Source organism: Streptomyces sp. MNU76, from assembly GCF_020982545.1.
Taxonomy (GTDB): Bacteria; Actinomycetota; Actinomycetes; order Streptomycetales; family Streptomycetaceae; genus Streptomyces.
Genome location: NZ_JAJKLK010000021.1, coordinates 128,054 through 141,518 on the forward strand (window position 1 = coordinate 128,054; position 13,465 = coordinate 141,518).

At 71.8% G+C, this 13,465-nt stretch carries 8 protein-coding genes and 2 pseudogenes; 8 read left to right on the forward strand and 2 right to left on the reverse strand.

What is annotated here, in order from left to right; translation table 11 throughout:
* Positions 1-92: 92 nt before the first annotated feature.
* A pseudogene (locus tag E4N62_RS33560) lies at positions 93-2,100 on the reverse strand (ABC transporter ATP-binding protein).
* Between the two features lie 228 nt (positions 2,101-2,328).
* Here E4N62_RS33560 and E4N62_RS33565 point away from each other — a divergent pair.
* The 4 genes and pseudogenes from E4N62_RS33565 to E4N62_RS33580 all read left to right on the forward strand — a co-directional run bounded on the left by E4N62_RS33565 (position 2,329) and on the right by E4N62_RS33580 (position 6,153).
* Positions 2,329-3,324: an ABC transporter ATP-binding protein gene (locus E4N62_RS33565; RefSeq protein WP_230220517.1), complete on the forward strand. Its 996-nt coding sequence runs from the start codon at positions 2,329-2,331 to the stop codon at positions 3,322-3,324.
* Positions 3,325-3,362: 38 nt separating this feature from the next.
* Positions 3,363-4,112, forward strand: a complete 750-nt coding sequence (locus E4N62_RS33570; RefSeq protein WP_230220946.1) for an ABC transporter permease — start codon at positions 3,363-3,365, stop codon at positions 4,110-4,112.
* 29 nt (positions 4,113-4,141) lie between these two features.
* Positions 4,142-5,458: a sensor histidine kinase gene (locus tag E4N62_RS33575; RefSeq protein WP_230220519.1), complete on the forward strand. Its 1,317-nt coding sequence runs from the start codon at positions 4,142-4,144 to the stop codon at positions 5,456-5,458.
* 124 nt (positions 5,459-5,582) lie between these two features.
* Positions 5,583-6,153: pseudogene (locus E4N62_RS33580) on the forward strand (LuxR C-terminal-related transcriptional regulator).
* A gap of 240 nt (positions 6,154-6,393) precedes the next feature.
* Here E4N62_RS33580 and glgX read toward each other — a convergent pair.
* Positions 6,394-8,649: a glycogen debranching protein GlgX gene (gene glgX, locus E4N62_RS33585; RefSeq protein ID WP_230220521.1), complete on the reverse strand. Its 2,256-nt coding sequence runs from the start codon at positions 8,647-8,649 to the stop codon at positions 6,394-6,396.
* Between the two features lie 149 nt (positions 8,650-8,798).
* Between glgX and E4N62_RS33590 the strand changes: the two genes are divergently transcribed.
* The 4 genes from E4N62_RS33590 (at position 8,799) to E4N62_RS33605 (ending at position 13,300) form a co-directional block, all read left to right on the forward strand.
* Positions 8,799-10,025, forward strand: a complete 1,227-nt coding sequence (locus E4N62_RS33590) for an Ig-like domain-containing protein (RefSeq protein WP_230220523.1) — start codon at positions 8,799-8,801, stop codon at positions 10,023-10,025.
* 193 nt (positions 10,026-10,218) lie between these two features.
* A complete protein-coding gene (locus E4N62_RS33595) occupies positions 10,219-11,478 on the forward strand; it encodes an Ig-like domain-containing protein (protein WP_374117118.1) in 1,260 nt (419 codons plus the stop codon).
* A 116-nt stretch (positions 11,479-11,594) separates the two neighbouring features.
* Entirely contained in the window at positions 11,595-12,362 is a 768-nt protein-coding gene (locus E4N62_RS33600) for an enoyl-CoA hydratase/isomerase family protein (RefSeq protein WP_230220525.1), read from the forward strand.
* Positions 12,363-12,796: 434 nt separating this feature from the next.
* Entirely contained in the window at positions 12,797-13,300 is a 504-nt protein-coding gene (locus E4N62_RS33605; protein WP_230220527.1) for an ATP-binding protein, read from the forward strand.
* The last annotated feature ends 165 nt before the right edge of the window (positions 13,301-13,465 follow it).

A 13,465-nucleotide genomic window follows, 5' to 3' on the forward strand; every position in this document is an offset into this window, starting at 1 on the left:
CACTCCGCTCGGATCACCGTTGGGTTCCCCGGTCGACACGTCGTCCGGCTCCTCGTTCGGTTCCTTGTTCGGCGCGGTGGTCAGGGGCGCCGTCATCGCTCGTCCTCCTCGGTGCCGGACATCAGATGGGCGTACTCGGTGTTCGTGCGCAGCAGTTCCTGGTGGGTGCCCACGGCCGTGACCCGGCCGCCGGAGAGCAGGGCGACCCGGTCGGCGAGCAGTACGGTCGACGGGCGGTGCGCCACGATCAGCGCGGTCGTCTCCGCGAGCACCCGGCGCAGCGCGGCCTCCACCGCGGCCTCCGTGTGCACGTCCAGCGCCGACAGCGGGTCGTCGAGGACGAGGAAGCGGGGTCTGCCGACCACCGCCCGCGCGAGCGCCAGGCGTTGCCGCTGGCCGCCGGAGAGGCTGAGGCCCTGCTCGCCCACCTGGGTGGCCGTGCCCTGCGGGAGCGCGTGCGCGAACTCCGCCTGGGCGATGGCCAGGGCGCGGTCCAGCTCGGTCCCGCCCGCGTCCGGTGGGGCGCCCATCAGCACGTTCTCGCCGACGGTGGCGGAGAACAGGGTGGGTTCCTCGAAGGCCACGGCGACCAGGCCGCGCAGCGCGTCCCTCGGCATCGTGGCGATGTCCTCGCCGTCCAGGGTGATGCGGCCGGAGGTGACCTCGTGCAGGCGGGGGACGAGGGCGGTGAGGGTGGTCTTGCCAGAGCCGGTGGCGCCGACCAGGGCCATCGACTCGCCCGGCCGGATGTGCAGGTCGATGCGGTCGAGGGTGGGCGCTGCCGGGCGCGGCGTCCGGGTAGCGGAAGGTGACGCCGTGGAACCGGAGCCCGCCGTCTCGGCCCTCCCTGCCCCCGTCGTCCCCGTCCCCTTCCCCGTCCCCGCTGTCCCACTTCCCGCTGTCCCGCTTCCCGCCGTCCCTGGCCCCGGCCGGGCGGAGCGCCGGGGCACCGGACCCCTTGGGGTCGCCGGACTCCGGCTCCTCGTCCATCACCTCGAAGTACCGCTCCGTCGCCGTCGCCGCCTCCTGGCTCATCGCCAGCAGGAAGCCGATGGAGTCGACGGGCCAGCGCAGCGCGAGCGCGGTGGACAGGAAGGCGACCAGGGTGCCCGCCGACAGCACGCCGTCGGCGACCTGGACGACGCCGAGGACGAGGGCCGCGCCGATCGCGATCTCGGGGAGCGTGATGATGACGCCCCAGATCACCGACAGCAGGCGCGCCTTGCGCAGTTCCGTGCCGCGCAGCGTCCGGGACAACTCGCGGAACGCGCGCGCCTGGCTGCGGTGCCGCCCGAACCCCTTGACGATGCGGATCCCGAGAACGCTCTCCTCGACGACCGTCGTCAGGTCGCCGACCTGGTCCTGCGCGAGGCGCGCGACGGTGTTGTACTTCCGCTCGAAGACGACGCAGGTCACGATCACCGGTACGACGGGCCCGAGGATGACGAGCCCCAAGGTCCAGTCCTGGGCGAGCATGATGATCACGCCGACCACGATGGTCACCGCGTTGACCAGCAGGAACGTCAGCGGGAAGGCGAGGAACATCCGCAGCAGCATCAGATCGGTCGTCCCGCGCGAGAGGAGCTGACCGGAGGCCCAGCGGTCGTGGAAGGCGACCGGGAGGCGTTGCAGATGGCGGTAGAGATCCGCGCGCATGGACGCCTCGACCCCCGCGAGGGGCCGCGCCACGAGCCAGCGCCGCAGGCCGAACAGCAGGGCCTCGGTGAGCCCGAGGAGCAGCAGGTACAGCGCGCCGAGCCACACGCCCGCCGGGTCCCGTTCGGCGACCGGGCCGTCCACCATCCACTTCAGGACCAGCGGGATGAACAGGCCCACGAGGGAGGCGACGATCGCGACCACCGCGGCGACGGACAGCCGCACCCGCACGGGCCGCACATACGGCCACAGCCGCAGCAGCGTACGTACGGCGGAGCGTCCCGGGGCCTTCGCGGGCGGCTCGGCCCACTCGGGTTCCGCGGGCCCGGGCTCGGTCCGTTCGGCGTCCGTGGGCTCGGTCCGCTCGGCATCCGCATGCTCGGAAGCCGCCCCTGGTTCCTCGGTCCGGTCGGGTTCCTCTGCGGTGGCACGTGTCGTGGGCATCAGCAGCGAGCCTACGGATCGCCACTGACAACGCCCACCGAGTTTTGGCCGGACCTCCATCGGTCGTGAGTCCTACGACGATCCGCCGACCGTCCCGCGACCCGCGCCGCCGGAGGAGCGTACGGGAAGGTCGGAGGGGGTCGTACCGGAGCATCGGCCGATCGGCTGATGCCCGTTCGAGCGCGATGGCCGATGCGCGCGCCCGGGGCCCGCCGGGATTCTCGACACATGCCACACACGTCGTCCACACCCGTCATCGAGGTCACCGACCTCCGCAAGACCTACGGCGGCCGCGCCGTCGTCGACGGTGTCTCCTTCACCGTCGAGGAGGGCGAGATCTTCGGGATCCTCGGCCCGAACGGCGCCGGCAAGACCACCACCGTCGAATGCGTCGAGGGCCTGCGCGTGCCCGACGCGGGCCGGGTCCGGGTCGCCGGCCTCGACCCGGTCACCGAACACCGGGCCACCCGTCTGGTGCTCGGCGCGCAGCTCCAGGAGAGCGAGCTGCAGCCCAAACTCACCGTGCGCGAGGCGCTGGAGCTGTACTCCGCCTTCTACCCGGCCCCGCTGGACTGGCGGCCGCTCGCCGAACGCCTCGGCCTCACGGCCAGGCTAGGCACCCGGTTCGCCAAGCTCTCCGGTGGCCAGAAGCAGCGGCTGTTCATCGCGCTCGCCCTCGTCGGCGATCCCCGGATCGTCGTCCTGGACGAGCTGACCACCGGCCTCGACCCGCGCGCCCGCCGGGACACCTGGCAGCTGATCGAGGACATCCGCGCGGGCGGGGTGACCGTCCTGCTCGTGACCCACTTCATGGAGGAGGCGCAGCGGTTGTGCGACCGGATCGCCGTGATCGACCAGGGCCGCGTCGCCGCCCTGGACACCCCGGCCGGGCTCATCCGGCGCTCGGCGGGCGCCACCGTCATCAGCTTCACTCCCTCCGCCCCGCTGGACGACCGTGACCTGAACGCGTTGCCCGCGCTCGCGGCGGTCGAGCACAAGGACGGCCGGGTCACCCTCTCCGGCACCGACGAGACCGTCAACGCCGTCCTCACCCTCCTCGCCCGCACCCACACCACCGCCCACCAACTCCGGGTCACCGACGCCACGCTGGACGACGCCTTCCTCGACCTCACCGACGAGACGACGCGGCCGCGCGGCACCGAGGGCAGGCACCGCACCGAGGGCACGCACCGGACAGAGCCGACGAAGGGAGCGGCGGCATGAGCAGCGCACTCGACCGCCGTGGCGAAGGGCGCCGCGGCATGAGCACCGCACTCGTCGACACCGCCGTACTGAAGAGCGAGGTCCGCCTCTTCCGCAGGGAGCCCGGCAGCCTCTTCTGGATCCTGGGCTTCCCGACCGTCCTGCTGGCGATCCTCGGCTCGATCCCGTCCTTCCGCGAGGCCGACCCGGCCTTCGGCGGGCTGCGCCCGGTCGACGGCTACGTCCCCGTGAGCGTGCTGCTCGGGCTGATCGTCGGCGGGATCCAGGCGATGCCCCAGATCCTCACCGGCTACCGCGAACGCGGCGTCCTGCGCCGGATGTCCACGACCCCGGTCCGCCCCGCCGCCCTGCTCTCCGCACAGATGGTCCTGTACGGAGGTGCCGCCCTGGTGTCGGCGCTGCTCGCCCTGGCGGTCGGCCGGCTCGCCTTCGACGTACGGCTGCCCGAGCAGTCCTTCGGCTACGCGGTGGCCCTCCTCCTGGCCGTCCTGGTCGCCCTCGCCCTCGGCGCCGTGATCTGCGCGCTGTCCCGCACCACGAGGATCTCGGCGGCGATCGGCTCCGCCGTCTTCTTCCCGGCGATGTTCTGCGCGGGTGTGTGGATGCCGGTGCAGACCATGCCGGACGTCCTGGCCCGGTCCGTCGGACTCACCCCGTTCGGCGCGGCCGCGCAGGCACTGAACGAGGCGGCGGCGGGCGCCTGGCCCGGCTGGGACCACCTCGGTGTCCTGGTGGCATGGACGGTGCTGCTCACGGCCGCGGCCGCACGCTGGTTCCGATGGGAGTAGGCGGGGCACCGGCCGTACAGACTGGGGAGATGACCGCGGCGGACCGGATGATCGAGCGGCGCTGGGACCAGTTCCACCCCTGGGGGCCCTACGGGCTGCTCGGCGTCAGCGCCGTCCTCGCCGTCCTCGCCGCCGGCGAGTTGATGGCGGATGCCACCGAGTGGTACGTCGCCGGGGCCCTGATCGTCGCCGCCGTCGCGCTTCAGGTGTGGTGGCACGTCACCCGCGGCGGACGCCCACCGACCGGCTCCGACCTGACCGGCACCCACCCGTCGGGCTCCGGCGCGGCCGGTCACCGCTGCCGGACCCCGTCCCCGGCCGGGACCGGCTACTACGTCGTCCGCTGGGCCATCGCCTTCGCCCTGACCTGGATCAACCCGTTCTTCGCGTTCTACGCCGCCACCGGCTACATGGACGCGGGCCTACTGCCGGGCCGATGGCGACGGCTCGGGCTGTTCGCCTCCGCGGTCACCGTGGCGGGCGCGCAGTCCGGCGGGCTGCCGCCGGACGGGGCGGCCCGCTGGACCGTCTTCGCCGCCCTGCTGGCCGCCAACTCCGGCCTGCAGATGGTGATCGCCCATCTCACCGAGCAGGAGGAGCGGCGGACCCGCGAGCGCACGGCGACCATCGCCGAACTCGAACGCACCAACGCCGCCCTCCAGCAGGCCCTCGACGAGAACGCCGCGCTGCACGCCCAACTCCTCGTCCAGGCACGGGAGGCCGGGGTAGCCGACGAACGCCGGCGGCTGGCCGCCGAGATCCACGACACCATCGCCCAGGGCCTGACCGGCATCATCGCCCAGCTCCAGGTCGTGGCGATCACCCCCGACCTCGCCGTCGCCCGCACCCACCTCGCCCGCGCCTCGGACCTGGCCCGCCACAGCCTCGGCGAGGCCCGCCGCGCGGTGCACAATCTCGCGCCGGTCGCCCTGGAGCACGACGGGCTGCCCGAGGCGCTGAAGAAGACGGTCGCGGAATGGGGCGAACGGACGGGCGCACGCGCCGAGTTCATCGTCACCGGCGGGGTGGAGCAGCTGCACGACGAGGTCGCGGCGACGCTCCTGCGCATCACCCAGGAAGCCCTGTCGAACGCGGCCCGGCATGCTCGCGCCGACCGTGTCGGCGTCACCCTCTCCTTCCTCGGCGACGAGGTCATCCTCGACATCCGCGACGACGGCCGGGGGTTCGACCCCCTCGCCGTCCCCGAGCGCACCGGCACCGGCGGCTTCGGACTCGACGGCATGCGGGTCCGCGCCGAGCGCATCGCCGGCACCCTCACCGTCGAGTCCGAGCCGGGCCAGGGCACGGCCCTGTCGGCTCGCGTACCGTTGGTCCGCCATGACTGACGAGGCACACCCGCATCCGCACCCGCATCCGCACGCGCATCCACCCCCGCATCCGCATCCGGAGAACCCCGTCTCCCTGCTGATCGTCGACGACCATCCCGTCGTACGGGACGGTCTGCGCGGCATGTTCGAGTCCGCGCCCGGCTTCGCCGTCCTCGGCGAGGCGTCGGGCGGCGTCGAGGCGGTGGAACTCGTCGCCGCGCTCGACCCCGACGTGGTCCTGATGGACCTGCGCATGCCGGGCGGGGGAGGCGTGGACGCCATCCGTGAGCTGACCCGCCGGGCGGCCCGCGCGAAGGTCCTCGTCCTCACCACGTACGACACCGACTCCGACACCCTCCCGGCGATCGAGGCGGGCGCGACGGGCTACCTCCTCAAGGACGCGCCGCGCGAGGAGTTGTTCACGGCGGTCCGCGCGGCCGCCGAGGGCCGCACCGTCCTCTCCCCGGCGATCGCCTCCCGCCTGGTGGCGGCCGTCCGCACCCGCGCGCCCCGCCCACGAGCCCCTCTCCGCCCGCGAGCGCGAGGTCCTCACTCTCGTCGCCCGGGGCACCGCCAACCGCGAGATCGCCCGCGAACTCTTCATCAGCGAGGCCACGGTCAAGACCCACCTCACGCACCTCTACACGAAACTGGGCGTGAAGGACCGGGCGGCGGCGGTGGCGAAGGCGTACGAACGCGGGATCCTCGGCTAGCCGGGGCACAGCAGCCGGCACCTTGACGTGGCCTGATGCGCTCTTTCTCGCCCCCGCCGCCCCTACCCGTCCCATCCCCAAGAGGCTGCGCGCCCCTTCGACCCCCGCGTCAAAGACTCGGGGCTCCGCCCCGGACCCCGTTCGCGCAGTTCCCCGCGCCCCTGAAAGGGGCGCGGGGAACTGCGCGAGAAGCCCCACCGGCCCGCAGACGACCGACAAGCGAGCGGGGTCGAAGGAGGATCAGTCGGCCACCCGTAGCAGCAGTACGCAGCGCGCCGGTACCGTCACCGTCTCCCCCGCTCGGTGCAGCACCCCCGGTCCCTCGCCCTGTTCCTCCCGGGACGTGTCGACGACCACCTCGTAGCGCCTGGCCCACGGGGTGCCGGGCAGTACGAAGCTCACCGGACGGTCGCCGGCGTGCAGGACCGTGAGGAAGCTGTCGTCCAGGACGGGCGCCCCCCGCGCGTCGCGGCCCGGGATGTCCCGGCCCGAGAGATACATGCCCAGCGTCGCCGCCGGCGCGTACCAGTCCCGTTCGGTCATCTCCGTGCCGCGGGCGGTGAACCAGGCGAGGTCGCGCAGCCCGTCCGCCGAGTGGGCGCGGCCGGAGAAGAAGGCGCGGCGGCGCAGGACCGGGTGCGCGTGGCGCAGCGCGATCAGCCGGGACGTGAGGTCGAAGAGGGCCTTCCAGGCGGGGTCCTCCAGCAGGCTCCAGTCGATCCAGCTGATCTCGTTGTCCTGGCAGTACGCGTTGTTGTTGCCCCCCTGCGTGCGGCCCAGTTCGTCGCCTGCGACCAGCATCGGCACACCCGTGGAGAGCAGCAGGGTGGTCAGGAGGTTGCGCAACTGGCGCCGCCGCAGCGCCCGTACGCGTTCGTCGTCCGTCTCCCCCTCGGCGCCGCAGTTCCAGGACCGGTTGTCGTCCGAGCCGTCCCGGTTGCCCTCCCCGTTCGCCTCGTTGTGCTTGCGCTCGTACGACACCAGGTCGCGCAGGGTGAAACCGTCGTGGGCGGTGACGAAGTTGACGGAGGCGTAGGGCCGTCGGCCGCCCCAGGCGTACAGGTCGCTGGAGCCCGACAGCCGGTAGCCGAGGTCCCGTACGTCCGGCAGCGCACCCCGCCAGAAGTCCCGGACCGCGCCCCGGTAGCGGTCGTTCCACTCCGTCCACAGGGGCGGGAAGGCGCCGACCTGGTAGCCGCCCGAACCCACGTCCCACGGCTCGGCGATCAGCTTCACCCGGCGCAGCACCGGGTCCTGGGCGATGACCGCGAGGAACGGGGAGAGCATGTCGACGTCGTGCATCGAGCGGGCGAGCGCGGCGGCGAGGTCGAAGCGGAAGCCGTCGACGCCCATCTCCGTCACCCAGTAGCGCAGGGAGTCGGTGATCAGACGGAGCACGTGCGGCTGCACCACGTGCAGGGTGTTGCCGCAGCCCGAGTAGTCCGCGTAGCGCCGCGGGTCGTGCTGCAGGCGGTAGTAGCCCCGGTTGTCGATGCCGCGCAGCGACAGGCTCGGGCCGCGTTCGTCGGCCTCGGCGGTGTGGTTGTAGACCACGTCGAGGACGACCTCGATACCGGCCGCGTGCAGCGCCCGCACCATCCGCTTGAACTCCCCGACCTGCTGCCCGGTCGTGCCCGACGAGGCGTACGCCGCGTGCGGGGCGAAGTAGCCGATCGAGTTGTAGCCCCAGTAGTTGCGCATGCCCCGGCGCAGCAGATGGTCCTCGTGGGCGAACTGGTGCACGGGCAGCAGTTCCACCGCCGTCACCCCCAGCTTCACCAGGTGCTCGATCGCGGCGGGGTGCGCGAGCCCGGCGTACGTGCCGCGCAGTTCCTCCGGGATGCCGGGGTGGGTCATGGTGAAGCCGCGGACGTGCAGCTCGTAGATGACCGAATCCGCCCACGGTGTCTTCGGGCGGCGGTCGTCGGCCCAGTCGTCGTCGTCATGCACGACGACGCCCTTCGGGACGTGCGGTGCCGAGTCCCTCTCGTCGCGCACCGTGTCGGCGACATGCTGCTCGGGCCAGTCCCGGACGTGCCCGTACACCTCCGGAGGGAGGCTGAACTCGCCGTCCACGGCACGCGCGTACGGGTCAAGGAGGAGCTTCGCGGGGTTCCAGCGGGCGCCGGTCCACGGGTCCCAGCGGCCGTGCACGCGATAGCCGTACCGCTGCCCCGGCAGGACGCCCGGTACGAAGCCGTGCCAGATCTCATGGGTCAGCTCGGTCAGCCTCAGCCGGGTCTCCTCGCCCGTCGCCGAGAACAGACACAGCTCGACGGACTCCGCCCCGCCCGCCCACAACGCGAAGTTGGTGCCGGCGACCCCGTCGGGGCCCACCCGGAACCGCGCCCCCAGCGGTGTCGACGCCCCCGGCCACACGGGCCTCGGCTCCGGCGCGGCCCCGTCACGCCGGTCGCCGTTCAGCACGGTGGCCGGACGCGCGGCCGGCACCCCCCGCGTCCCCCGTACTTCGTCCTGCTCGGCTGCGCTCGACACCTCAGGCCTCCCGCGGCTCGGTGGGCGACGGAGAAGGGGAGCGAGATGTCCCGTCACCGCTCCCCATCGCGTCGTCCTCCCAAGGGTTCTGCCCAGAGCACGCCTCGCACTCACGTTTCCCGGGGGCGTGCGCCGTCGTTGGGCCGCACGTGAACCACGCACAGACGCACGCGCGCCGCGCCGGGGCCGCCCTGGCCGCCGCGCTCACCTGGGCCGGCCTGCTCGCCGGGGTCGCCGGCTGCACCGCCGGACCGCCGCTCACCAGCGCAAAGGCGCCCGACGACTCGATCCGGGTCACACCGGAGGACGGCAGCAAGGGCGTGCGCCCGGAGCAGCGCTTCGAAGTACGGGTGCCCAGCGGGCGCCTGGAGTCCGTCAAGGTGGTGAAGTCCCAGGACGCGCAGGAGTCACCCGTCCCCGGACAACTCTCCGCCGACGGACTGACCTGGCGCCCCACCGGCTCACGGAAGCTCGCGCTGGCCGCCCGGTACACCGTCGACGCCGTCGCCCTCGACGGCCACGGCCGGCGCTCGGCACGGCACGTCACCTTCACCACGCACGTCCCCGACGAGCGCTTCATCGCGTACGTCACACCCGAGAACCGGGCCACCGTGGGCACCGGGATGATCGTCTCACTGGAGTTCAACCGGGTGATCGAGGACCGCGCGGCCGTGGAACGCGCCGTCGAGGTGACCGCCGAGCCGGCCGTCGAGGTCCGCCCGCACTGGTTCGGCGGGGGCCGCCTCGACTTCCGCCCCGAGAGGTACTGGAGGCCCGGCACCAGGGTCACCGTCGCCCTGCGCCTGCGCGACGTCGAGGGCGCGCCCGGCGTCTACGGCCAGCAGGACAGGACGTTCTCGTTCACCGTCGGCCGCCACCAGGTCAGCGTGGTCGACGCGGCCCGGCACACCATGCGCGTGGAACGCGGCGACGGGGTGCTCGCCACCCTCCCCATCACCGCCGGGGCGCCCAGGACCACGACGTACAACGGGAAGATGGTCGTCACCGAGATGCTGGAGGTGACCCGGATGAACGGGGCCACCGTGGGCTTCAGGAAGGCGAACGGCAAGAGCGAGTACGACATCCCGGACGTTCCGCACGCCATGCGCCTGACCACCTCCGGCACCTTCCTGCACGGCAACTACTGGGCGCCGGACGCCTTCGGCCGGGCCAACGTCAGCCACGGCTGTGTGGGCCTGCGCGATGTGAAGGGCGGCGATTCCGGCACCCCCGCGGGGTGGTTCTTCGACCGCAGCCTCGTCGGGGACGTCGTCGAGGTCGTGAACAGCGATGACAAAACGGTCGCTCCCGACAATGGCCTCGGAGGATGGAACATGGGGTGGAAGGCATGGAAAGCGGGTGCCGCGGTGAAGTAGACCGACATAGCGGCGACATGGCACCCGGCTCGGCGCCGGCAGGCGGGACGCGCGTGATCATCCAAGTTGGGACTGAACGGTGACATTCACCGAGACCCATCCATTCCGATCATCCGGTTAATGTACGTGCGGACGCGCACGCTGCGCGTAGGGGTGCGGGCCTGCTCAGGCCGTGCGAGGGGAGACCAGAGAGTTGAACGGGCGACCGATATCGGGGGCGTCGGTTGGCGCGCGGACGCGGCGGCGCAAGGGGGCCCTGGCCGTGCTGCCGGTCCTGATGCTGCTCGCCGTCACCGCGTGCGGCGGAGGCGGGGGCTCGGAACCCGGCTCCGGCGGCGAGAAGGGGAAGGGCTCCGACAAGAGTGCCTCCGACAAGGCGGCGGCCACCGGGCCTTCGGAGGCGGTCGTCACCATCGCCCCGAAGGACGGCGCCGATGCCGTGGCGACCAGCGGCGCGCTCAAGGTGACCGCCGCCAAGGGCAGGCTGTCCGAGGTCACGGTCGAGAACGACAAGGGCGAGAAGATCGCCGGCGAGATAGCGAAGGACGGCTCCAGCTGGACGCCGTCCATCCACCTCAACTCGGCCACCGAGTACAAGGTGCACGCCGTCGCGAAGGACTCCGAGGGGCGTGAGGCGGCCGAGGACTCGTCCTTCACCACCCTGACCCCGAAGAACACCTTCGTCGGCATCTTCACCCCCGAGGACGGCTCGAAGGTCGGCGTCGGCATGCCGTTCTCGGTTCGCTTCACCCGGGGCATCACCGCCCCCGAGGACGTCGAGAAGGCCATCACCATCAAGACCGAGCCGGCCGTCGACGTCGAGGGCCACTGGTTCGGCAACGACCGTATCGACTTCCGCCCGGAGAAGTACTGGAAGGCCGGCACCAAGGTCACCGTCGACCTCAACCTCGACGGCGTCGAGGGCCGCGACGGCGTCTACGGCGAGCAGAGCAAGAAGATCTCCTTCACCATCGGCCGCAGCCAGGTCTCCACGGTCGACGTCAAGAAGCTCACCATGAAGGTCGAGCGGGAAGGCAAGGTCATCAAGACCATCCCGGTCACCACCGGCAAGCCCGGCATGGAGACCTGGAACGGCCAGATGGTCATCAGCGAGCGCCTGCGCGTGACCCGGATGAACGGCGAGACCGTCGGCTACGGCGGCGAGTACGACATCAAGGACGTGCCGGACGCCATGCGGCTGACCACCTCCGGCACCTTCATCCACGGCAACTACTGGGGCGGCGGCGCCTTCGGCAACTACAACGCCAGCCACGGCTGCATCGGCCTGCGCGACACCCGCGGCGGCTGGGACCGCAAGGCACCGGGCGCCTGGTTCTTCGACAACTCGATGGTCGGTGACGTGGTGATCGTCAAGAACTCCAACGACCGCGTCGTCGACCCGGACAACGGCTACAACGGCTGGAACATGTCCTGGAGCAAGTGGAAGGCGTGAGCGCCACCGCTTGAACCTCTGAAGTACGGCTCTGAAGTACGGCAGTACGGCAGTACGGCCCCGGTGTGATGCACGGCACCGGGGCCGTTGCCGTTAGTGGCCGTTAACCTGCCTTCATGACCGTCCATCTCGAAGTCGCCGAAGGCGTGGGCACCGTCCGCCTCGACCGCCCCCCGATGAACGCCCTGGACATCGCGGCCCAGGACCGCCTCAAGGAAGTCGCGGAGGAGGCGGCGGAACGGGACGACGTCCGCGCCGTCGTCCTCTACGGAGGAGAGAAGGTGTTCGCGGCGGGCGCGGACATCAAGGAGATGCAGGCCATGGACCACGCGGCGATGGTCGCCCGGTCCCGTGCCCTCCAGGACTCCTTCAGCGCCGTGGCCCGCATCCCCAAGCCGGTCGTCGCGGCCGTCACCGGGTACGCCCTGGGCGGCGGTTGCGAGCTGGCGCTCTGCGCGGACTACCGGATCGCCGGGGAGAACGCGAAGCTCGGCCAGCCGGAGATCCTGCTCGGGGTGATCCCGGGCGCGGGCGGCACCCAGCGGCTGTCCCGGCTCGTGGGCCCCTCCAAGGCCAAGGACCTGATCTTCACCGGCCGGATGGTCAAGGCGGACGAGGCCCTGACGCTCGGTCTGGTGGACCGGGTCGTCCCGGCCGACGAGGTGTACTCCGCCGCGCACGAGTGGGCCGCCAGGCTGGCGCGCGGGCCGGCGATGGCGCTGCGGGCCGCCAAGGAGTCGATCGACGCGGGCCTGGAGACCGACCTGGAGACCGGCCTGGCCATCGAGCGGAACTGGTTCTCCGGGCTGTTCGCCACCGAGGACCGCGAACGCGGAATGCGGAGCTTCGTGGAGGAGGGCCCGGGCAAGGCGAAGTTCGTCTGACGGCCGGGGAAGCACGGCGGGCACGCTTTGAGCGAGCACGGCCGACGCGCCTGGCGAGCGGGTCGGCCGTGCCTCGCCGCGCAGGGTCGTCACGGCTCGTGCGCGCGCGGTCGGCGCGCCTCGCCGCGCACGGTCGGGCCCGGGCCGAAATCCGCCGTACAAGTTCCGCTGATCGACTTGCAGTTGACGCGGTGTATTACCCGCGTCCCCCGAAGGAGCGGTTTATCCGAGCCTTAAGGCAGCCTTAAGGGATTCCCGCCCAAGAGGCCCGAGGCTGACCGAAGTTCAGGTCGTTCGCACAGGTCAAACGGGCTGAGGCGAGCAGATTACTGCCGCTGGCATATGTCAAACGAAACCACCGGAATGGTTGGTTCCGGGGGTTGTATTCCCCTGGAACGGCCCCGAAGAGGGCTCAGGACGGCCATGATGGGGGCATGGCGGGGCTGGAGGGTATCGAACAGCCGCGGCGGCACGGGAGTGCGACCGCGGCGCGTTGGTCACCTGCGATCGAGGACGAACGGGCGCAGAAGGCACTGGAGTTGTTCGGCAATCCCACCGAGGGAGAGGTTCCGCTCCCGTCCCGTCCCGAGTCCGCGGCCACCGCGCGGCGGCTCGCCCAGGTCGTCGTCCTGCGCCAGTGGCGGCTGTCGCCGAAGATGACCGAGGACGCGGTCCTGCTCGTCTCCGAACTCGTGGGCAACGCCGTACGGCACACCGGCGCCCGCGTCTTCGGACTCCGTATGCGCCGCCGGCCCGGCTGGATCCGCGTCGAGGTCCGCGACCCCTCACGGGGGCTGCCCTGTCTGATGCCGGTCCAGGAGATGGACCTCAGCGGCCGGGGCCTGTTCCTGGTGGACAAGCTCTCGGACCGGTGGGGGGTCGATCTGCTTCCCCGGGGCAAGACGACCTGGTTCGAGATGAGAGTCGCGGACCGGTAGACAGGTCAGGATCACGGGCCCGTCGGCCCGTCACCGCGCGCACCTCCGTCGAGCCGCGCACCCGGCGGCAGCCGCCACGCACCTCCGTCGATCGGCCGAATCGCCGGCATTCATGGTGAACCTCCCTATAAAGGTCGCGTGACCACCCCCGCACCCCTCAAGCAA